The organism is Shewanella sp. Isolate13, assembly GCF_022398325.1.
Lineage (GTDB): Bacteria > Pseudomonadota > Gammaproteobacteria > Enterobacterales > Shewanellaceae > Shewanella.
The window spans coordinates 25,652-48,762 of the sequence record NZ_JAKEVD010000027.1 but is presented as its reverse complement, the minus strand read 5'-3'; the positions used below and the strand labels follow the sequence as shown (position 1 = coordinate 48,762).

The window sequence follows — 23,111 nt, the reverse complement described above, 5'->3', positions numbered from 1 at the left end:
AGCACTCTCAATTTAACAGCCTCTACCGACTCTATTTTACACAGTCAACGAGCTTAATAACTGCGCATCATCTTAAGTTTTAGCCCAACTTGGCCGTCGTGAACCACTTTGAAGGCGTCCCGCAATTGGTGACGAACTAAAGAGGAAAGGTTCTGAGGCATAAGATAGTTGGTCACCGGCAGAGACTGAGTATACTGGTAGCCTTGATTTGAAAGGCGCATATGAGCAATAAACTCATGGGCATCGGCAAGGTTGAGCGCATCTTTGCGGTTGATGATACTTTGGTCCATCAACGCACGTATACGCTTGGCAGTATTGACCTCTTTAATCCCTGCAGATAAGGCATACACCCGTGCGATATCGTTAATCAAGGCATTGCCTTTATGTTTCAAGTCGATTCCTTTAACTTCGCTGCCGTCACGCTCAAGCACAAACTTTCTAAAAAAACCTAGCGGTGGCGAGCTTGTCAGTGAGTTACTGGTTAAGCCAGCTAGAAAGATATCATTACCTTTGGTGTTACTCAGTACGGCATCTTGCAGGCCATCAAACAGTGTTTGCGGACCATAAACACTGCGCATATCAAAGAAGATACTGGCATGCATCAACGCTTTGGGCTCAGGCGTATTGACCCACTTGTCGAAAACCTGCTTCCATTTATCCAGAGACATACGCCACTTTGGGTTTTGCGCCATGATGTCGCCGGGACAATAAATATAGCCGCACTCATCTAAGCCTTTACACACGGCATGCGACAAGGCTTCAAAGTAACCTTGGGCCGCCTCATCGGGTTCATGGGCAAGTAGCAAGCCGTTATCTTGATCTGAGCAGGCGGCTTGATCTTGCCGACCTTGAGAGCCAAAAGCCAACCAACAAAAAGCCATGGGGGCCTCACCGAGGATCTGCTGATTGAGTACGATTAGACGTCTCGTCAACGCATCGGTTACCGAGGTCAACACGCGACCAATCTCTTCGGCTCTGGCATCGGCGCTGATCAAGTTTTGCAGCAGTAGCGGGATCTGTTTACTCACCTGAATTAGACTTTGCAGATCTTGCTGCCGCTCTATCTCACCAATAAGCAACAAAGGCTGAGAGCTCTGGCCCCGCAGTATATCTGTACTGGTCACCACTCCGGTTGTTACGCCATTATCAACCACAGGCAGATGATGAATATTGTGCTCGCTCATCAGTAACATGGCTTCGAATACCAAAGAGTTGGACTCTATCGATACTGGCGTAGTCGTCATTGCCTGATGCACAGGTAAACTTCCATCGAGATTTTCGGCGAGTACACGATTACGCAGATCTTTATCGGTTAAAATGCCAACGAGCTTGTTATTGTCGATGACTAATACTGACGAGACTCGGGATGAGCGCATCAATCGGCTCGCCTCTGCCACACTGGCTTTCATATCTATCGTCAGTGGCGAATGAGACATTAAGGTGCTGACTCTGCTAGTCGTCGTGAGCTCCTTTGCCTTAAACCGTCCCTGATGCCGTAACCGCTTAGCAAAAGCCCGGTTAAAGAAACGATCGAACTCACGACTCTCTTGGCGAAGGAAGTCAAACATATCCGGCGGCAGGTGATACACCAAGCCATCTTCTAGAATAGCGACGCGGTTGCTGGCGTCCTCACCAGACAACAGTGAAGGGAAGCCGAAGTAATCCCCCTCGCCTAGCCTATCGAGTAACTCGCCATTTTTATCACGCACCTCAAATGCACCACTGCGGACGATATAAAGCTGGGGATTAGCTGGGTCAAGCGGGACAAAACCTGAAGCTTTGCTGTAATAACCTATAGTTAATGCATGACAACAGCGAGATAAAGCGTCTCCCTCTAAAGACCCAAACGGCACTCTTTCCTGCAGGAACTGCAAGATGGGCTGTAGTTCACTGGCATCCATTAAGCCACCCCATAACCAAACAATAATGGAACACTATATCGTGGTTTTACTGCCTCACTCTATTCGACTAAAGGTCAATACGTTAACTTGGTAGCGACTCATCCTGCCAAAAAAAAGAGCGCCTAAGCGCTCTTATTTGTTTTCCGTTGCCAGTCACTAGTGATCTTGTGCTTCACCCGCCCCTTTAGGGAAACGAATAGACTCAACCATATCGACAACATCTTGTGGCACAGCCGCAGTGACTTTACTTACCGCAAAAGCAACACCAAAGTTAACAACCATCCCCATAAGGCCAATACCCTCAGGTGAAATACCGAATAACCAGTTGTCAGCCGTGTTAGCGCTTGGGTTTACAAACTTAAAGTAAACGATATAAGAGGCACTAAATAGCAGACCAGTCACCATACCCGCAATTGCACCTTCTTTGTTTACCGTCTTAGAGAAGATCCCCATAATAATTGCTGGGAATAGCGACGATGCCGCGAGACCGAATGCAATTGCAACTACCGCAGCAACAAAGCCAGGAGGATTAATACCGAAGTAGCCCGCCATAACAATACCCGCCGCAGCTGCAATACGTGCATACATAAGCTCCTTCTTATCGGAGATATCTGGCATAAAGTTTTTCTTCAATAAATCATGAGACACTGAGGTTGAAATCACCAACAGCAGGCCTGCAGACGTTGATAGCGCCGCCGCTAAACCACCAGCAGCAACCAGCGCAATCACCCATGCAGGGAGGTTAGCAATCTCAGGGGTCGCAAGCACCATGATATCGCGGTCAATTTTCATTTCATTTTCAGCGCCTTTGGCATAGTAGATCTTGCCGTCGTCGTTCTTATCATCCCATGAAATTAGACCGGTCTTCTCCCAGTTTTTAATCCACTCAGGTGCTGTTTCATAAGCTACACCTGTAGACTCTGGACCGTTAATGGTCTCAATCATGTTTACACGAGAGAACGCTGATAGTGCTGGAATAGTGGTGTACATGATGGCAATAAATACCAATGCCCAACCAGCAGATACACGTGCATCTTTCACCTTAGGTACAGTGAAGAAGCGTACAATAACATGTGGTAGACCCGCAGTACCAAACATCAAAGCGCCTGTAATAAAGAACACATCAGTCATGCTCTTAGAACCTTCGGTGTACTGGGCAAATCCAAGTTCGTTCGATAAGCCATCGAGTTTATCTAGCAGATACTCACCCGTACCATTACCCGCGGCGTCGACTAATTCAGCTCCAAAGCCAATTTGCGGTATGATATGACCCGTCATCATCACTGAGATAAAGATAGCTGGCACCATGAATGCAAAAATAAGCACACAGTACTGTGCAACCTGAGTGTAGGTAATTCCCTTCATGCCACCAAGCACGGCATAGAAGAACACCACTGCCATACCAATATAAACGCCAGTATCCACGTCCACCTCAAGGAATCGTGAGAACACTACGCCCACACCACGCATCTGCCCAGCGATATAGGTGAAACAGATAAAGATGGCACATACTACCGCCACAGTACGAGCAGCCTGTGAGTAGTAACGATCACCAATAAAGTCAGGCACGGTAAACTTACCAAACTTACGTAGGTATGGCGCCATACACAGGGCTAACAGTACATAACCGCCCGTCCAACCCATTAGGTATACTGAGCCGTCATAACCGACGAAAGAAACGATACCAGCCAACGAAATAAATGATGCCGCTGACATCCAATCCGCAGCAGTCGCCATGCCATTCATCACAGGAGGCACACCGCCACCTGCAACATAAAACTCTTTAGTAGACCCAGCTCTAGACCAGATCGCGATTCCGATATATAGGGCAAAAGTAAACCCGACAATCAGATAGGTTAATGTTTGTACATCCATCTCATGATTCCTTATTTAATGGCTTGGGCTTAATCTTCGTGAACATCGTATTTCTTATCTAATGCGTTCGCCTTAGCGACATAGACAAAAATAAGCGCCACAAACACATACATAGAACCCTGTTGTGCAAACCAGAACCCCAACTTGAACCCCATGAAATGGATCTCATTGAGCACATCTACTAATAAAATGCCGCAGCCAAATGACACCGCAGCCCATATGGCTAGTAAGCCAAGTACTAGACGCAAATTCTCGCGCCAATATCCCTCTGCCTTCTCGTTGCTTTCAAAACTCATAGTGACTCCCATGTGCTGATTTTTATATTAAGTCATGAGTTAATCTAACAAGCACTGACGGAACAACAATCAAGACCTTAGTCTAACGCCAACGGAAACTTTCAAGCCGATAACACAAAAACAACTTATTAACAGACAGTTACATGTTGACGCCAACGTAAACCTTGAGCATTTTTCAAACAAAACCTTAGACCAAGGTAGTAATAGAGAAAGGCGAGAAATCATGTTGAACAAATCAAAATATAAAGTGAAATCGAATATACACGGGTTAAGAGAAGGCTATAGCTTGCTGTGATATGCAGGTAAAGAACCTAATTATAATTCGATAGAAATTTTGAAAGTTGAATAGGGAAAAATAGGACGGAGAGACGAACGGCTGGGCGAGTCAAACTTATGTTGCAATAGCCTTATGTTTATCTCCTTAATGCTTTTTGAGGACAAACCATGATGCCATTAAATAGCAGAGCTCAACAGGAATAAGCAATAGATAGCCAGACAAAGTTAATAGCTCATCATTAACCGTTTCAATGAACAGCATTTGAGCAAAAATTAATCCTGACATGTATAAAACTAATAATTTTCGGCTCAATAAAAAAGTGATTAATCCCAAGAACCAAAAAAGGAACATGTAAAACTCAATATCATTAGACCAAAAACCATGACTGACATAGTCACCAGCCATAAATGATGGCCCAACAGGTATTAAAGAACCATATACGCCTGTATTTCCGGCATCGGCACTCAGAGTAAAACTTAATAGAACCCAGAGTCCCAATAACAACCATTTCTTTAAGAGTAGCTTCATGCTTTAAATATCACATCAAAAACAGTGGTTTCATTAACCTAACAGCAAGCTAAAAAGCTCATACTAGGCAAACCGAATACTAGACAAGTAAGCACTAGATAAAGCTGTAGCTAGACCAGCCACAGCAAAATCAACAAGAGCTCCATAGTGGTCAGCCTAAGCGGCAGAATATTAGCCGTTTTTAGTCATTATAAACCAATGCTAGCTGGGGCTATCGCTCCGATGAATTGTATCTCACCAAACGAGTCCCAAAGCTTAACCGTACCTGGCGGTAGAGATGTTTTTTCTGGCTGGGCAAAAACCTTCAGCAGATCATTAGCAATTAATATTGAGGTGTTGTCATAGCCACCACACCACTTTGACACTTGAATAAGCCGGTTACAAAGCTCAGATGCAGATAACTTCTGATTGAGTATTTGCTTAAAAGTATTGGCTTCAATGTAATGGGCACCATCAGAGGTCAAAATGAGTCGCTTGATGTTGCGAAACTTTGGCAACTTTACGAGTTGCGTTTTTAGATCAGGTCCAACTCCAATATATTGCAACAAGCCTTTACTTAAATGTACGCCTGCGGCATCCGCATTCTGCCCTGCAAAAGTATCATCTATCGAATACTGCTTAATACCATGAGCAAAATTTGCGTATATTCGGCTATCGCCGACATTTATCGCTTCAAATTGTCCAGCTGTATCGTAAAGAAAAGCCGATAGGGTCGCGCCACCATTGCTGTTATACATGGAATAAACATCGGTATTCGCCTCTTCAGCTGCCCCTAACAAGCGCTCCGCCACAGGTAAGTCTAGATTGTTGACACAACTACTTATAAATGAGGCAATACTCAGGCTGGCACAATTTGCGCCTGAGGCCATTCCGCCCATGCCGTCACATAAAATTCCCATGACAAAAGCGTCGCAAGCGGTAACTTGTACCTGTACGCATACCACTCTATCTTGATTTTCCGGCCTTATATTGCCAATGTCACAGCCCATTGCGATTGAAGATTCAAACGACTCCCTAACAGCGCCATTTTCAACTGTCCGAGATAACCATAGCTGGATATGTTCTTTTATAGCGTCTTGGTGCATAGCCATTTTTTTTCTAACAAGCCCGTGATTAATTCAATGTTGCCAATATAACGTGCCACTAGCCATTATCATATATCAATGACAATGGCTTAAATGACTTACGTTATTTAATTTACTTAAGCTATTTACGTTATTTAAGTTACTTAGGCGCCTCAAGCTCACTCAAGTAGCGTACCAGTTCGGCTAGCTCCTTAGGTGTCTTTCCTTGCTCCTTAATGAGGTATTGTCCATTCACCACAAGTGATGGCACACCGCGAATTTCGGCAAGTTGCGCCTGAGTGTCATAGTTCATTAACGCTAGTTTGGCGTCAGTTGAATTCATTGCGGCCTCAACCTCTTCAACATTAAGTCCTTGGCTCACAAAAAAGTCTTTCAACTGCTCTGGGCGAGTAAAGGCATTTCCCTTCTCATGAATACGAGTGAAAATATTACCGTGCACCTGCTTAGTGACATTGAACTTTTGCGCCAGATAGTAAGCTTCTTGGCTTAAAATCCAACTGGAGCGTCCAGCACCGACAGGGGTTCGCTCAAACTGAATATCGCCCTCTAATAGCTGAGCGGTCTGCTCAAAGAAAGGATCTTGACGGTAACAATAACTACAGTTGTAGGAGAAAAACTCTCTTACCACAGGTTTTTTACTCTCTGGGATCCCAGCGATCTTGACGTAATCTACGCCCTCTTTATATTGTGCAGCCCAAACACTGTGCATAGGCAGCATTAGCACAGCAAACAAAATAAAAATCTGACTAACTGATTGTTTGAAAAGCTTCATATCGCTCCTCTCTTGGTTAAATGAATGCATAAGCCAAACATAACTTAATCCGTTAACAGGCTAACAGCATATCCATTGGATCACTAAATTGATACTCGAAGTTAAGCTCTGAGACGAGTCTTTCACCGCTGATCTGTTTGCCGGTAACGACTATGCCTTCAGCACTGGAGTCTGTAGTCTGTTCACTTGCTAAAAATTGCGGCTCGACTAAACCTAACTCCCTCGCAGCCTGACGATAAAAGGCCTGTCGTGTAGGGTGAAGCGGTGCGCAAACATTATAAACACCACGTGACGCCTCATTAAATAATAGTGTGGAAACCGCAAGGATACAGTCATTGAGATGGACCAGATTGACCGCTGCGCTAGCCTCTGGCAGACCCGTTTTGCCAGCAAGGAATCGCCCTGGGTGCCTGTTAGGACCGACAAGCCCAGCAAAACGCACTGTAACGCTATTAGCCAAATCGGAGAATAGTGCTTCGGCTTGCAATAACTTATCGCTTACCTCTGAATGAGCACATGCATCTTGTTCACTAAGCACTTTATCCTGTTGAGGATAAACACCTGTGGTACTAACGAAGACTATCTTCTTATAGCTATTTGCGGCGATAAGCTGTTTTAATTTAGCCAGCCGTTGCAAATAGGCATCGGGAGCGTTACGCAGCCCAGGAGGAATATTGATCACTAGGCAATCTGCAGCTAAAGCTTCCTCTACTTCGGTGTGCTCTTGTGAGAGCGGGAGCTCATCGTCTAAATCTAGCCTAAAACCATTAATCCCCAGCTTCTGTAAAGATAGCGCTTCTGTTTGCAGCCGCTTACTGCCAAACACCTTCACCCCACCAGCAACAAGCGCTTGCGCCAAGGGCAACCCAAACCAACCACAGCCAACAATACAGACAGTTTTAATCATGCTTTTGCTCTTTCGCTCATTCATCTAACGATATTCGTATGCAGCATAGTGAAGTGCATCGAGGAAGAAGTAAACTCGGGTTTCGGGCTTATTTATGACTTGGCTACAAACTACTAAAGTAAAAGCTAACAGTCGAGTTGCCATCTAGGGTTTTGAGCGCCGAAGATGAGAGTTCTTCAACTTTAAGTACCCCGATAATATCTTCAGACTCTTCGGCCAAAAAGCGGAGTCTTGCATTCTGTCCGTCAAGTGTACAACTCCACACTATAGGTTTTTGAACCTGTGAAGTGGTCACCATAACCTTCGCCATCTCACCGTCGCTAAGCTGCACCATAGTACCTGGAGGATAGATCCCTAATACTTTAACTAAGGTAGAGATCAACTCGGCCTCATGCTTGCCGGCCCGATTCTTAAATAAGTAACCCAGTGCCACCTGTGGAGAGCGGCCTTCACCACCTCTAAGCAGACGATCAAAATCATTTACTAAACTAACAACTTGCGTGGTTATAGCGATCTGCTTTCCCTTTAAACCATGAGGATAACCACTGCCATCAGCCCACTCATGGTGATGCAGGACTATATCTAAGGCCTCACTAGAGAACAGCCCCGTTTTATCGAGCATGTCATAGCCAAAGTTTGGATGCATATTTAGAAAATTAACTTCATGTTCTGACAAGTTATTTTTCTTACGCCGTATCACATCGGGCACCTTCACTTTACCTATATCATGAAACAATGAGCCCATGGCGATATCACGTAACTGAGAATGGTTCATGGATAAGGCTTGGCCTATCATCATAGATAACACCGCAATCGATACACCATGTTGATTTACCGAGATATCTTCACCAGGGTTGACCAGTGCTAAATGGGGAGTGTCTGTTTCCTTAAGATGGTCCATCAGCTCTTCGACTAAGCTCGCAGCGCTGCGATAAGCACCTTGGGGATCGGCGCCGAGTTTTGAAAACGCCGCCCGGCAATCACTGGCGCCTTTGGTAAATCTTTGCTGACCTAACCGAATGGATTTTCTGACTAAGGCGTTGGAGTCTGCAGCTAACTGCTTCGGCGTGGTTGGGACCTCTTCAACGACAGGAGTCACCTCATCGGTTAACAGCTCACTGCCGCCAATCAAGGTAACATGAGACACATTTAAGGTCTTAATGAGCTCTATATGAGCCGTTTTTTCGATCTCTATTTGATTAAATAGAAAAGGATGATCCGTCCATGAAAGCGGTAACTTCACTGTCATACCCACTTTCAACTCTGACAAAGGTATTTGCAACTCTGCCGCCTTTGACATTTATGTCACTCCAACATTATCTTTTAAGCTTATCGTTTAGTACTAATCCTGTTAGCTACACCCTTGCGTCATACAAACTGACTCTTCTTGTCAGTAAACCTGTCGACATTTTTTACCGTCAATAATAGTCTACTCGGCCATAAAGCCAGTATCCCTACAGAGTAAGTAGGCTAATCAGTAGCGTCAACTTTATGACAAAAGAAGAAAAAATGACACGCCTAAATGAAAAACAAGACGTGAAAGCCATCTATACGGTTTCAATATAGTCGATATAGAATAAGTTATTCCCTATTTGTATCTTTTTTAGGCCAAATAAGTACAACTTAAAATTGCATACAATATCCAACCGCTCTATACTAAAACTGTTTCTTAAGATCGGTCGCCCCGAAGATGATGTTTAGGAAGCAATACTGTCAATTGTCCTTTAACAAGGTTAAGCCATAATCGCGGTTTGATTATTGCCGAGCCTTAGAAGGTTTTTATCGTAAATCTACGGATCACGAATACAGAGTGACTCTCTGTATGAAGGTTCATTTGACGCTGCTTGCAGCGTCTTTTTTTTACTCTTCTGTCTTGAGTTCGTTTTCTTTCCAATCACTAAAGTACAGTTTCAAGCGCTTAGACTTATACAGGTATAAACTACTCCAAAATAGCAGCAGTGCATCAAGGCCAATACTCCAGCTATACATATAATAGGAGTGTAAGACTCGCTGCAGCAGCAAGCCACCATCGATGATGAGCAGCAACACCAATAGCCATTTCAAATAGGGGAATAGTGGCCTTACCCAATTAGGTGAGCGTTTTCTCTCGGCAATAACCGCACCATAGACGATTAACGCACCAAAACCTGCAGCTAAGGCCATCAAAAAATCGGCCTTTTGCGGGTAAAACAGTTCGACCAAAGCGGCTCTATCGCTAGCCTGAGTCAATGACGCCACAAACACACACCAACCTCGTGCGATAAACACTAGCAATAGATAGAGCATTAACGGCGGCTTTACATGACCTTTATCGTCAAGCCAAGTGATATGACTAAAATTCAAACCAATTCCTTTAATTAACTGATTCAGACTAATGTCGAACGGGATGAATTAGATATGGCGACAAATCAACAGTTTTCAAGCATTAATACCAATTACAGCCAATAAAAAAGCTCCTCGCCAAATAGCGTAGGAGCTTTTAAATTAAGCAGGCTTATGCTTTTGCTTACGACAGAATCGCAATAAGCGCTTCTTCATCGATAACCTTTACCCCTAACTCTTGCGCCTTAGCCAATTTCGAGCCTGCTGCAGCACCTGCAACGAGACAGTCAGTATTTTTAGAAACACTGCCAGCCACTTTGGCTCCTAGAGCCTGCAATTTTGCTTTGGCGTCATTACGGTTAAGTTGAGTTAAGGTGCCAGTTAATACCCAAGTCTGTCCCTTGAGAGACAAGTCTTCATCGGCTACTTCTTCGATTGCAGGCCAATGTATACCCGCTTCGATAAGTTTATCGATCACCTCAAGGTTATGGGGTTGAGCGAAGAAGTGCGCCAAATGCGCCGCGACGATAGTGCCTACATCATCGACCTTAATAAATTCTTCCTCTTTAGCCACCTTCAATGCATCTAAAGTTTTAAAATAGGCTGCAAGATTTGCTGCAGTTGCCTCCCCCACTTCCCGAATGCCGAGGGCATAAAGGAAACGAGCAAACGTCGTCTGCTTCGCTACTTCGATTGCCGCCACCAATTTAGTTGCCGACTTCATCCCCATGCGCTCAAGCATGGTCATGGCCGATGCCGTCAGCTTAAACAGATCGGCAGGGCTCTCTACCAACTCTTTATCAATAAGTTGTTCGACGACCTTGTCGCCCATGCCATCGATATCCAGCGCTTTGCGTGAAGCAAAGTGTTTAATGGCTTCTTTGCGCTGGGCTTCGCAAAATAGGCCGCCAGTACAGCGAGCCACGGCTTCACCTTCAACGCGCTCAACTTCGCTGTCGCACACGGGGCACAGCGCAGGGAAAGTGATCTCTTTAGCATCATCTGGACGTTTTTCGGCTACCACAGCAACAATCTGCGGGATCACATCACCAGCACGGCGAATAATAATGGTATCGCCAACCTTTACGCCGAGTCGCGCGATTTCATCGGCGTTATGTAAGGTTGCATTCGATACGGTAACCCCGCCTACAAACACAGGTTTTAATCTAGCGACAGGGGTTACTGCTCCTGTGCGGCCTACCTGAAAATCGACACCTTCCAACAGGGTCATCTCTTCTTGAGCCGGAAACTTAAACGCAGTCGCCCAGCGCGGCGCTTTCGCTACAAAGCCAAGACTCAGCTGATGAGCAATCTGGTTGACTTTCACCACCACACCGTCAATTTCAAACTCTAGGCTGCTACGGCGCTGCTGAATATCATTGTAGTAAGCCATCACGTCGGCAACTGACTCACACACCTTAACTTCTTGGCTCACAGGGACGCCCCATGAGCGTAACTGCTCAAGCTGACCGTAGTGACTGTCGGCAAGCTCCCATGTTTCAGGCTCGACTACGCCAAGGGCATAGGCATAAAAACCAAGCGCGCGACTGGCGGTGATCTTACTGTCTAACTGACGTAGGCTACCGGCTGCGGCATTACGAGGGTTAACAAACAGCTTCTCACCTTTAGTTCGAGCACGCTCATTAAGAGCATCGAATGCTTTATGGGGCATGATCACCTCACCACGCACCTCAACCAGCGGTGGAAAGTGCTCGCCACGCAGCTTAAGCGGAATAGACTTAATGGTGCGCACGTTCTCAGTGATATCTTCACCGGTTTGGCCATCACCACGGGTGGCGGCGCGCTCAAATACGCCATCACGATAAACGATGCTCACCGCGAGTCCATCTAATTTAGGCTCGCAGCAGTAGCTTAAATCTTTACCTGTCTTATCAACGATACGTTGATTGAATGCCGTGAACTCCTGCTCATCAAACACGTTATCTAGGCTCAGCATCGGCTTTAAATGCTTTATTTGTTCAAACTTAGCAAGCGCTTCCCCACCTACCCTTTGGGTTGGCGAATCCGCTAAACAAAATTCTGGGTGCTGCGTCTCTAAGGATTTAAGCCTTTTCAATAAACGATCGTATTCGGCATCTGGAATTGAAGGGCTATCGTCAACGTAATAGCGATAGTTATGTTGATTAAGTTCAGCGGTTAGCTGAGCAATTTCATTTTGAACATCTTGCATCATAATATCCGAATAATAACAAAGGCCGCTGCTGCGGCCTTTCAAATGTAATTACGTATCAGCACCTAAAGCTAGGTGCTGATTTAGGCTCAATCTAAGCTTAAGCCAACGCCCTTATCCGCTGAATATAGCTTTGCTTAGTGCTTTCTGACCACTCGCCTCTGCCACCATCGAGTACCTCGCCGCCTAAATCATCGGCGATTTGATGAGCAGAATTTAGCATGATGGAAAAGTTCATTAAGGCATCGCCATAACAAGGTAGTGTCATAAACAACACCACACCTTGGGTACTAAACTGCTCCATGTTGTCGGGATCGAATACGCCCGGCTTAACCATGTTCGCCATCGAGAATAAGACTTTGCCTGTACCTGCGTTGTCTTCATGACGGTGGAAAATATTCATATCGCCAAACTTAAAGTTAAGCGTCAATAAACACGGTAAAAGCTCTGCGCCGCTGAGCGCTTCGCCCTCTTTCGCCACCACATGCAGTACTAATACATCTTGTGGCTCACCTAACTCTTCAACTTGCTCTTGTTTAGGCTCTGAGGCCGGTTCAGGCTTTGTTTCAACTGCCTCTGGCTCGATAGCCTCTTGTTTAACTACCTTCGGGGCAGCCTCAAGAGTAGGCTCGACAATCGTTGGCTCTGCTATCACTGGCTCTTCAGTGGCAAACAGTGATTCTTGGACAGGCGCTTCTGCAGCCAATACTGGCTCCTGAGTCATTAGAGAAGGTTCAACGCGGGTCTTAGCCACCTTAGGAGCAGGAGCGTCAGTCAACTCAAACGATTCGGCCGTAGTGCCATTTAACTGAACCTCTCGATGATTATCTTCGACGGCTTTAGTTTCGTTTTCAAAAGCACTATTTTTAACAACTCGTACCTCGCCAATGCCATCGTTATCGAAACCATCTGCATCGCGACGTTCACGGCTAATATCGGCCATGGGGCTTTGCTTATATCCCTTAGGTTGCTGTTTTCTAATGGACCAAAATCCGTGTACAAGTACGGCGATAATGGCTATTACACCGATAAGAAGCAATACCAGTTGAAAATTTTCCATTGGTTACCCTGTATTTCTTATGTTCATCCTGCGTCGGCTAATGCCACCGCTTCATCTATGTCAACTGCCACGATGCGTGATACACCGGGCTCATGCATAGTCACACCGATAAGTTGATCGGCCAATTCCATGGTGATCTTGTTGTGACTAATATATATAAATTGAACGCTTTGGGACATCTCTTTTACCAAACGACAAAAACGTTCGACATTGGCATCGTCCAAAGGCGCATCGACTTCATCCAGCATACAAAATGGTGCCGGATTTAACCTAAAAATAGCAAATACCAATGATAAAGCGGTTAACGCCTTTTCTCCACCAGAAAGAAGATGAATCGTACTATTCTTCTTGCCCGGCGGCCTCGCCATAATGGTGACGCCTGTTTCTAAAAGATCATCGTCGGTCAAGGCTAAATAGGCACTACCACCGCCGAACACCTTAGGAAACAACAGCCCAAGATCGGCATTCACTTTATCAAACGTGTCCTTAAAGCGGCTCTTGGTCTCTTTATCAATCTTACGAATCGCCTCTTCTAAGCTCGAAAGCGCGGCGTTCAGATCGTCATCTTGGCTGTCTAAATATAACTTGCGCTGGTTTTGAAGATCAAACTCCTCAATCGCGGCTAAGTTAATCGCGCCTAAATCCTCTATCTGTGACCGTAATCGCTCAAGTTCTTTTTGACGCCAAACCAAGGTCTTATTTTCATCTAATGATAATAAAACCTGCTTAACATCAATATTTTGCTCAAGTAGCAATCGTTGCTGACTGTCAATTTGACCTTTTAATCCTTCACGGCGTAACTTTAACGTGCTTGTGGATTGAGTCAAGCCCTCTAAACTCGCAAGCTGTTGTTTTTTATTCGTTCCTGCACTATCGCACAGTTCCTGAAGCTCTGCTTGCTGCTGCCTTAACGCCGTCAATGCATCCTGCTTAATCTGCTGTGCTTGCAAGGCTTGCTCTAACTGGGTCTTAAGCGGCTGCGACTCCCCGTCTTGCAGTTCACTGTCTTTGAGCGCTAACTGCTGCTTGAGCACAGCTTCACTCTGCTCAAGCTCCGATAATCGCAACTGGTGCTGATTGACCTGTTGCTCGATCAGCATCAGCTGAGTATGCAAATTCTGCTCACTCGCCGATGCTTGCGCCATCTTAGCGTCTAACTGCTGGCGAAGCGGTTTAAGCTTAGCAAGCTTATCCAGCGCTTGCGCTTTCTGCGCTTGACCATCGGCTTTCGCGATTTGCGCTTTCTCAAGAGCATCACTCAGTTGCTGATGCTGTCGCGTTCGCTTCTCGACGCTATGTTGCAACGCCTGTCGCTCTTGCTTAGCCTCGAGTAAGTCTTGCTCGACCTTGGCTAACCTTGAGGCAGTCTGTGTCACCGATTGCTGCTGTGACTCCAGCTGAGACCTTAAGCTTGCCAAGGTTATCTGCTGACTCTGAATAAATTGCTGCTTTTGCTGGATCTGGCTAACAAGCGGCGCCATGACCTGCTTTACTTGAGTCAATGACTCACTCAGTGTCTCCAGAGCCGACCGATTCGTCATGACGCTTTGCTGCAACGCTAACTGCTCATTTTTAAGCTCAACAATGGAGCCCGCAGCCTGAGTCTTCTCGATAATAAAGTCGACGCCAACTAGGTATCCGTCGGCGGTAGCGATTAGCTGGTCCTGTTTCAAAGAGGCCCTTTGGACAATGGCCTGCTCTTTGGTCTCGAGCCAAGTCACATGCTGCAGCCAAGGTGCAAGATTCACCGGCGCTTTAATCACCCCCAGCTCTGTAACGCCGGACTCAAAGCCAAGTTGCTCAGGGTTGCTATCCAGATCTGGCTTGGACAATACCGGCGTATTTAACAGTCCCGATAGCAGCATATCCACAGCCGCTTCCCAGCCTGGGCTGACTTCGATGACTTGCCAGAGCTCTTCGGTATCGCCCACCTTATCGGTTGGCAATAGCTGAGTCACCACAGATAAGCGCCCCTGCTCATCGGCGAGTCTGACCTTTAGGCTATCTTGCTCGGCAAATAGCTCCTGCTCGGAGAGCTGCTTACTTTGCAGTTGAAAGTTGAGTTCATCGAGCACCTCTTGCTCTTGCTCAATCACCAAGGAAAGCTCGCTGACCTGTGTAGCGAAGTCTTGTGCATTTATCTTTTCAAGCTCAGCTGAGGTCGAAACGACTTGCTCCTGTAAACGCTCCACCAACCTCTGCTTGTTACCAATATCAGATTCATTATGGCTAAGCTGATTACGGTTCATCTCAAACGCGTGGTGCGCTTGGCTATAGGCTTCATTCAAGCCATGCAATTGTTCACTGAGTTGATCCAGTTGCTCATTGGCTAATGACAGCTCGGCATCATGGGCCGTCAACTGCTGTCGGATTAGGGTAACATCGGGTAGCGCCAACGCTTGCTGCGCAGTCAGCTGGGTTTGCTTGAGCTGCGCTTCGGCTAATCGAGCCCGATAGAGGCCAATCTGTTCATCGATTTCCTGAAGGCGCTGAGTCAAGCTCTCATCTTGCTGCTGACGATGCTTAAGTGACTGTTCAAGCTTGGCAATATGCGTCTTAGTAAGATAAAAATCTTCAACTTGATGCGCTTCTTGAGTTTCTAGCTCACTTAACTTCAAGCTAAGCTCTGTCAGGCTTAATTCAATGGTTTGCTTCTTAGCCAACAGCTCTGTTTGTTGCAGCTCGAGTTTACTCAGCTGCTCATCAATTTTAGCGATTTGCTGTTGCAGCTCATCGAAGCGTGACACCGACAGCTCGGCATCATATTTACGCTCGGATTGCTTAAGCTCACGATATTTACGCGCCGTTTCGGCTTGCTCCGCGAGCTTATCGAGTTGCTTGGTCAACTCGGAGCGAATGTCACCTAGTCTGGCCAAATTTTCCCGCGTGTGTCGAATTCGGTTTTCCGTTTCACGGCGGCGCTCTTTATAACGCGAGATCCCTGCGGCCTCTTCGATGAAGACCCGCAGTTCTTGAGGCTTAGACTCAATTAACCTTGAAATCGTACCCTGCTCAATAATTGCGTAGCTGCGAGGCCCGAGACCAGTGCCCATAAACAGGTCGGTAATATCTTTACGGCGGCACTTTTGGTTATTGAGAAAATAGCTTGAGTCACCGTCACGGCTAACTTGGCGCTTAACGGCGATCTCTTGATAACTGGAATACTGACCAGCAAGGCGGCCGTCTTGGTTATCGAATAATAACTCGACACTGGCAACGGATACCGGGCGTCTCGCCGTCGAGCCATTAAAGATCACATCGGCCATGGAGTCACCGCGCAGGTGTTTAGCCGAGCTTTCCCCCAACACCCAGCGCACGGCATCGATTACATTCGATTTGCCGCAACCATTTGGCCCAATAATGGCGCTTAAGGGATTAAGTAAAGGGATTTTAGTTGGATCGACGAATGACTTGAATCCGGCAAGTTTAATCTGTTTAAGTCTCATTGTGCCGTGTAGTCATTTCCTCGCTAGGTAAATAGCGACTGAGTTTGAGGGGATTACTTAGTGGTTAACTTTACCAAAGCTCGCTGTATTTTGTAACGCTTTTATCGTGCATTAAGCGCTTTTAACTTGTGATTAAATACCGACTGACTCACAATCGTACTAATGCGCAATTTTAATAACCTACATCTATCTATGAATAAAACCAAACAAGTACAAAAAAAAAGCGGTGTAAATTACTTCCTCGATGGCTTCAGCCTCATCAAACAACCAGGATTGAGAAGATTCGTCTTTATTCCGCTCTCAATCAACTTACTGCTGTTTTCGGGTCTTATCTATTTTGCCATTGGCCAACTAGAAAACGTGTTTGCCTGGCTATCGACGCAGCTCCCGGATTATTTAAGCTGGCTTAACTTCATACTATGGCCTCTGGCTGTCCTTACGCTACTGGTTGTGCTGTCGTTTATCTTTAGCTCCGTCATGAACTGGCTCGCCGCCCCCTTTAACGGTTTGCTTGCTGAAAAGGTTGAGCAACAACTCACAGGCAAGCCGCTTAATACGGGTGGCGGTATCGACCTGATAAAAGATCTGCCACGGATCATGGGCCGAGAATGGATGAAGCTGAAATACTACCTGCCAAGAGCCATCGTTTTTTTACTGCTGTTTTGGATCCCCTTTGTCGGGCAGACCATAGCACCTGTATTATGGTTTCTATTCAGTGCTTGGATGATGGCGATTCAGTACTGCGATTATCCATTTGATAACCACAAAGTCCCGTTTCAAGACATGAAGTTTGCCCTCAATCAAACCAAGGGCAGTAGCTTTAGTTTTGGTGCTTCGGTCACCTTGTTCTCAATGATCCCAATTTTGAACTTCGTAGTAATGCCAGTAGCGATTTGTGGTGCAACCGCCATGTGGGTCGATAAGTACCGCAGCGCCTATAAGAATGATGTCATAGCGCCTGAGTAAATCTCGCTAGCATCTGATTACATCTAAAAAGCCATGTCTCGACATGGCTTTTTTGTTAACGCTATAACACCCACCCAGCTTCTCAGACCCTGCTCGTCTAGCGTCACACTTCCCACCACAATACGAGGGCAAGACGACAAGACAAGCTTTGTAACAATATCTTGCAACTTTTGCTGTCCAATTCGAGGGCTAAATCTGGCACAATCTCAACAAATAACAGTGCAATAACAATTATAACAAATGACAAAGAAAAGCTTTTTACCCTTAGCACTTCTCTTAAGTGCCTTTACCGCGACTCCTAGCCAAGCAGGATTATCATCGCAATTCAATATTCAGATCCCAACGCTTGAGGCCGCTATTGAAATAGATGGCGAATTTGATGAGCCCCAGTGGCAACAAGCTGCGATTGCAAACCTTAAATTTGAGACTCGACCAGGTGAGAACATTGCCGCCCCGGTGCAAACTGAAGTTAGAGTCTACGCCACCCAATCTAGTCTATTCTTAGCCTTTAGCGCACAAGATCCAGCTCCTGAGCAGATCCGCGCGAACTTAAGCGACAGAGACAGTGTTTGGGGCGATGACCTTGTAGGGATAAAGCTCGATACCTTTAACGATGCTAGATTAGCCTATCAATTCTTCGTCAATGCCTATGGCGTACAGATGGACTCAATCGAGAATGAGTTAACGGGCAGCGAGAGTGATGCATGGGATGGGATCTGGTACAGCGCGGCCAAGCGCACCGAGTCGGGCTACCAAGTCGAGATAGAATTGCCCTTTAGGCTGTTAAACTTTGATCATAATGCCGAGCAAAAATGGGGGATTGAGTTTATCCGCTTCTACCCTCGAAACGAAGAGCACCGCATCTCGAGCCATCAAATCGATAGAAACAACAACTGTCAGCTCTGTCAGCTTGGCATCGCCACTGGGCTTGCCAATATCGAGCAAGGGAGCGATTTACAAATTACCCCATCTGTTGTGCTTAACCGTAATAGCAAGCGCCCCCATAAAGAGAACAGTGACTGGAATAGTGAGAACAAGATCGAGCCTAGCTTGGATCTGCGATGGGGGATCACCCCAAGTACCCTGCTTAGTGCCACGATTAACCCCGATTTCTCCCAGGTGGAAGCCGATGCGGGACAGCTAGATATTAACAGTACCTTTGCCCTCTTCTATCCGGAGAAACGGGCGTTTTTTCTCGACAATAAGGATTATTTCGATACCCAGCTTAACTTGCTGCACACGCGTAATATTGGCGCCCCCGATTACGGCCTTAAACTGACCAGCAAAGTGGGTGACCACACTTTCGCGACATTGATCACCGATGACACCAGTACCAACTTTCTAGTACCGGGCAACTTAAGCTCAGATATCGCTAGCATAGATAAGAAAAGCCAAAACTTCGCAGGCCGCTATCGCTTAGATCTTGGCAAACCATTATCCATTGGTGCGTTAGTCACCGCAAAGAAGAGCGATGACTACCATAACTACGTCACCAGCCTAGATGCCAAATACCAGCCTACCGAGCACGATACGTTCACGGCGCAATATGTGTTGTCTAATACTGAGTACCCAGTTGATCTTTATAAGTCTTTTTGTAGTAGCGACGATTGTTTACCGCAAAGTAACTGCGACCTTTTTGAATGCGGAATAAACGAGCGCGTGCTGCGAACCAAGAAGCAGGGAGACTTTAGTGATGATATGTACCTAGTGAAATATCAACGGGAAACCCGAAGCTGGGATCTCTTTGCTCAATACCAATCCATTGGTGAAGACTTTAGAGCGGATTTGGGTTTTATCGAAAGAGTCGATTTTAGCAAATTTGTCACTGGCGGCGGTTATACTTGGTATCCACAGCAGGGATTCTTCAACCAAGTAGAACTTCGTGGCGATTGGGATATTAGCCATAATCAGGCAGGTGAAAAGCTTGAGCAAGAAATCGAGGCGAAAATGGAACTCCAAGGCCAGTGGCAAAGCTACACCGCCTTTGGAGTGGTAAACCGTGACCGAGTTGGGCGTCGCCATAATGGCGCGTCTCTCGCCATCGATGGTAACACCCAAATGTTCAGCGAGACCATGGGCTGGCTATACACCAATATAAAACCTACCCGTACACTGTTTCTTGAGTTAGATATCAACTATGGCGATGATATCGATTTTGCCAACGACCAATTAGGCACTAAGGTGATGTTTAATCCTGGCATCAATTGGAAAGTCACTGACGCAATAGAGTTCGAATTGTCTCATGTTTATCGCACTATGGATGTGGATGATGGACGTCTGTTTACAGCTAACTTAAGCGATCTGCGTCTTAGCTGGTATATCGATATTCATAACTTTATTCGCATATCGAGTGTCTACACCGATATCGAACGCGATGCCAGTTTGTATCAGTACAGTACGCCAAATGAGCACTACCAACAGCTAGGTAATGAGATCCTCTACGGCTATAAACTCAACCCTCAGAGCGTATTCTATCTAGGTTACTCCGATGGTATAAAGGCCGATGACACCATAGACTCGCTCATGAAAACCGAAGAAAGCTACTTTATGAAAGTCAGTTACGCTTGGCTACTTTAGTGGCTCATAAGGAGGAGTCGAAGAATTGATACATAGAGATAAAAACTAGCCTTTTGGCTGATTTTTATCTCTGTAATCAGATAGGAAATCAAGTTAACTCTCTACGATACAGACTAAGTTACGTCCGCCCTCCTTCGCTTTATACAAGCCCTGATCCGCTCGATTTAATAGTTCATCGACTGTTTCATCATGGCTAAACTCGGCAACCCCGGTGCTCACGCTGATGTTTAACGCTCCCTTTGAGGTCTCAAAAGGGGTTGATTCCAGCTGTATCCTGAAACTATCTAAAAGCGCGTAGGCCTTATCAACATTAAGACCCCTAAACCCGACCACAAACTCTTCGCCACCAATACGCGCAACCGTGAAGTGTGCAGAGAATGATTGCTGTAACCTGTTAGCAAACTCAATCAAGATTTCATCACCCACATCATGGCCGTAAGTATCGTTAACCTTCTTAAAAAAATCGATATCCAGCAGTGCCACTGACAGTGAGCCTTGTTTTTGAGCGAGTGCAGTCAGTTTTTCTTCATATAAGTTAAAGAAATAACGTCGGTTATAGACATTAGTTAGATAGTCAAGATTGGCCTGCTCCCAAAGCCGTGTCACCATATCCAGCGCATCGAGAGTGTTTAACACTCGGCAGTGAAACTCTTCATGAACGAAAGGCTTCTGCAGGAAATCGTTAGCCCCATTTTTGATAAAGCGTGCTGAAAGGCTTTCATCGCTGTCACTCGACAGTCCAATAATCGCCAGCTCTTCACGACTGAACTGTTCACGAACTTTGATGATCAGCCCAAATCCATCGAGTCCAGGCATATTATAATCTGTGATCAATAACTTAATATCGGGGTTATCATTCAGGGTACCTAACGCGGAAATACCATCGTCAGCCTCGATCACTTGAAACAGATGCTGCTCCAGTAAACTACGGATAAATTTACGGCTCACCAGAGAGTCGTCGGCGACTAACACTTTCACGCTTTGATTGCGGCGCAAACGCTTAACCAGCTTGGCGGTATATTCGTAGCTAAAACGGTTTTCTTTAAACACGTAATCGACGATCCCAAGCTGCAGCAGACGCTCACGCTGCTCAGCATCCCAGCTCCCTGTCAGTACGATGCAGGGGATCTGTTTTGCCAGTACAAACTTAACTATCTCTCCTTCTTGGGCATCGGGTAAGTTTAAGTCTGTGATTGCGACAAAATATTCATTTTGCGCCAACAGCACCTTTGCGCTTGCCATATCCGGTGCGACATCCACCTCACAACGGAGTTCTTGGGTAAGCAGATGTCGCATGACCCTTGATACCATTTGGCTATCTTCAACCACTAAAATTCGCAACCTGCTCTCCTTTCCCCTACTCCTTTTATACTCAGTTAACGAGCTTTATATTAGGCTCTAAATCAATTAACTATTCGCAATTAAAAGGGAAATATAATCCTGTTCCATAATCAGCCTATGCGCTTTTTATGCTGATTGGTTAATACCGCGCAGCTTAACGCCTGTTGAGATAAAACGGTAGCGTAAATGTCAAATATTTGAGCCATTATCAATGGCTAGTTGATTGGATTTGTTATCAATTGGTGCATGTTCTAACGCTACTTCATGACGTGTTTTACGCACATCTATCACTACTGTTGCGGAAATTTTATCTTGTATTGCCTGTCTATTGGCATCCCAGTAAATCTGAAAGAAACCTAACAAACCTGTGGTAAAGCCTGCCGCATAACCACCGTAGCGACCAAAAGCATCCCATAGTGAAATTTTGGTGCCATCAAGCTGAATAACACGGATCCCAAATAATTTTTTACCTAAAGTTTGACCATCAAACCACGCAGTAAATACCGTAAAATAGAAGGCAGCCCAACCAAAACCTAAGCCCAGATCATTGAGTAAGCCATTTATCCATGCCAACGGACTGCTGCTCTCATCACTATTATTACTGATATCTCTAACCCGCTGCTCGTGGGCAGCACTTTGCTCTTTCGCCTGCAGCTCTAATTTAGCCGCTATAGTTTCAAGTTCTTGTATCCGCGCTTCTAATTCAGAGACAACCGGGCCCGCACTTGAACTTGATTCGGTGACACCGTTTTTGCCTACGGTTTGTTCGTTGAGCTCAGCTTTGGGGTTAGCAGTGGCAACGGGGGACTCTTCACTAGCTGCGACCTCAGTATAAGGCTCATGCAGCTGCTGCTTTTCAGCCGAAGTTAATGGCAGATCAGTAACTAGATCATTAATAATATTACTCTGCGCTTCAGTATTGAGGCTGGTGTTGGCTAGCGCACTCTTCACCTCGGCAATACTCTTTTGCGCACAGGCAAAATCTTCACATTGGCTAGCAGCAATCACAGCTGGGATGTAACCGGCCATTTCTGCCAATGTTGCTAAACCGCCTTGACTATTTTCAGATAAGACTAGGTTGTTATTAGAGTCCAAATCAGTGTCTTGAGGTGCCTTAACTGTCACATCGCTAAAATAGCCGACCAACGATGAGATCAACACAACCAGCATCAGTAGGTATAAGCCCCACTTAAACGCCTTCCCCACAGCTTTACTCTGCTTCTGCACCAGCAGCGTTCCTAATACCAACAAGATAAAGAGCCAACCCGCACTTTCAGCTAGAACAGCAACCAATAGGCCATCAATCAACATCGATAGGCCTCTTTTTAATGGGCTGGCTAATGGTAGATACAAAATATTAGGCGCGACATCGAAAGCAAAAGGCGTAACCCAAGTCTTGGGATCATCCTGTTTAGTTATCTGCTGCTGGCTCATCAAGCGTCCTCATAAATCTTGGAAACGACAGGCTTATCCTCATATCGCTGAGGTAAAACTGACAAAACCATTCAAAATAACAACATGTTAACATGTCATTTCCGCAGCCAAACCGCTCTTTATGAATAACAGC

At 45.8% G+C, this 23,111-nt stretch carries 16 protein-coding genes; 2 read left to right on the top strand and 14 right to left on the bottom strand.

Annotated features, from left to right (window positions below; all coding sequences use genetic code 11):
• Window positions 1–53 precede the first annotated feature (53 nt).
• The 12 genes from L1D44_RS15920 to L1D44_RS15865 form a co-directional block, all read right to left on the bottom strand.
• Window positions 54–1,901 carry a DUF294 nucleotidyltransferase-like domain-containing protein gene (locus L1D44_RS15920; protein WP_239892195.1) on the bottom strand — a complete coding sequence of 616 codons (1,848 nt, stop codon included), beginning with the start codon at window positions 1,899–1,901 and terminating at the stop codon, window positions 54–56.
• 156 nt (window positions 1,902–2,057) lie between these two features.
• A complete protein-coding gene (locus L1D44_RS15915) occupies window positions 2,058–3,776 on the bottom strand; it encodes a sodium:solute symporter family protein (protein ID WP_239892193.1) in 1,719 nt (572 codons plus the stop codon).
• Window positions 3,777–3,805: 29 nt separating this feature from the next.
• Window positions 3,806–4,072 (bottom strand): DUF4212 domain-containing protein, encoded by a 267-nt coding sequence (locus tag L1D44_RS15910; RefSeq protein ID WP_220770866.1) that lies wholly within the window; start codon window positions 4,070–4,072, stop codon window positions 3,806–3,808.
• Window positions 4,073–4,493: 421 nt separating this feature from the next.
• Complete coding sequence (locus tag L1D44_RS15905; RefSeq protein WP_239892191.1) at window positions 4,494–4,877, bottom strand: hypothetical protein; 384 nt, start codon at window positions 4,875–4,877, stop codon at window positions 4,494–4,496.
• Window positions 4,878–5,065: 188 nt separating this feature from the next.
• Window positions 5,066–5,968: a serine/threonine protein phosphatase gene (locus L1D44_RS15900; RefSeq protein WP_239892189.1), complete on the bottom strand. Its 903-nt coding sequence runs from the start codon at window positions 5,966–5,968 to the stop codon at window positions 5,066–5,068.
• Window positions 5,969–6,101: 133 nt separating this feature from the next.
• The gene (locus L1D44_RS15895) at window positions 6,102–6,680 is read right to left on the bottom strand and encodes a thiol:disulfide interchange protein DsbA/DsbL (protein WP_239892232.1); all 579 of its coding nucleotides are present in this window, start codon (window positions 6,678–6,680) and stop codon (window positions 6,102–6,104) included.
• Between the two features lie 106 nt (window positions 6,681–6,786).
• Entirely contained in the window at window positions 6,787–7,641 is an 855-nt protein-coding gene (locus L1D44_RS15890; protein WP_239892186.1) for an SDR family oxidoreductase, read from the bottom strand.
• A 103-nt stretch (window positions 7,642–7,744) separates the two neighbouring features.
• Window positions 7,745–8,941, bottom strand: coding sequence for an HD-GYP domain-containing protein (locus tag L1D44_RS15885; protein WP_239892184.1), 1,197 nt, complete (start codon window positions 8,939–8,941; stop codon window positions 7,745–7,747).
• 560 nt (window positions 8,942–9,501) lie between these two features.
• A complete protein-coding gene (locus L1D44_RS15880) occupies window positions 9,502–9,984 on the bottom strand; it encodes a DUF2919 domain-containing protein (protein ID WP_239892182.1) in 483 nt (160 codons plus the stop codon).
• A 163-nt stretch (window positions 9,985–10,147) separates the two neighbouring features.
• On the bottom strand, window positions 10,148–12,154 hold the full coding sequence (gene ligA / locus L1D44_RS15875) for an NAD-dependent DNA ligase LigA (RefSeq protein ID WP_239892230.1): 2,007 nt from the start codon (window positions 12,152–12,154) through the stop codon (window positions 10,148–10,150).
• A gap of 100 nt (window positions 12,155–12,254) precedes the next feature.
• Window positions 12,255–13,214 (bottom strand): cell division protein ZipA, encoded by a 960-nt coding sequence (zipA, locus tag L1D44_RS15870; protein WP_239892180.1) that lies wholly within the window; start codon window positions 13,212–13,214, stop codon window positions 12,255–12,257.
• Window positions 13,215–13,237: 23 nt separating this feature from the next.
• Window positions 13,238–16,660, bottom strand: a complete 3,423-nt coding sequence (locus tag L1D44_RS15865) for a chromosome segregation protein SMC (RefSeq protein WP_239892178.1) — start codon at window positions 16,658–16,660, stop codon at window positions 13,238–13,240.
• Window positions 16,661–16,852: 192 nt separating this feature from the next.
• On the opposite strand from L1D44_RS15865, the gene cysZ reads away from it, so the two are divergent.
• The gene (gene cysZ, locus L1D44_RS15860; RefSeq protein ID WP_239892176.1) at window positions 16,853–17,626 is read left to right on the top strand and encodes a sulfate transporter CysZ; all 774 of its coding nucleotides are present in this window, start codon (window positions 16,853–16,855) and stop codon (window positions 17,624–17,626) included.
• Window positions 17,627–17,866: 240 nt separating this feature from the next.
• The gene (locus L1D44_RS15855; RefSeq protein ID WP_239892174.1) at window positions 17,867–20,203 is read left to right on the top strand and encodes a DUF5916 domain-containing protein; all 2,337 of its coding nucleotides are present in this window, start codon (window positions 17,867–17,869) and stop codon (window positions 20,201–20,203) included.
• A 93-nt stretch (window positions 20,204–20,296) separates the two neighbouring features.
• Here L1D44_RS15855 and L1D44_RS15850 read toward each other — a convergent pair whose 3' ends face one another.
• Both L1D44_RS15850 and L1D44_RS15845 read right to left on the bottom strand, forming a co-directional pair.
• The gene (locus tag L1D44_RS15850; protein WP_239892172.1) at window positions 20,297–21,544 is read right to left on the bottom strand and encodes a diguanylate cyclase; all 1,248 of its coding nucleotides are present in this window, start codon (window positions 21,542–21,544) and stop codon (window positions 20,297–20,299) included.
• Window positions 21,545–21,733: 189 nt separating this feature from the next.
• Window positions 21,734–22,978, bottom strand: a complete 1,245-nt coding sequence (locus tag L1D44_RS15845) for an RDD family protein (RefSeq protein ID WP_239892170.1) — start codon at window positions 22,976–22,978, stop codon at window positions 21,734–21,736.
• Window positions 22,979–23,111: the final 133 nt, after the last annotated feature.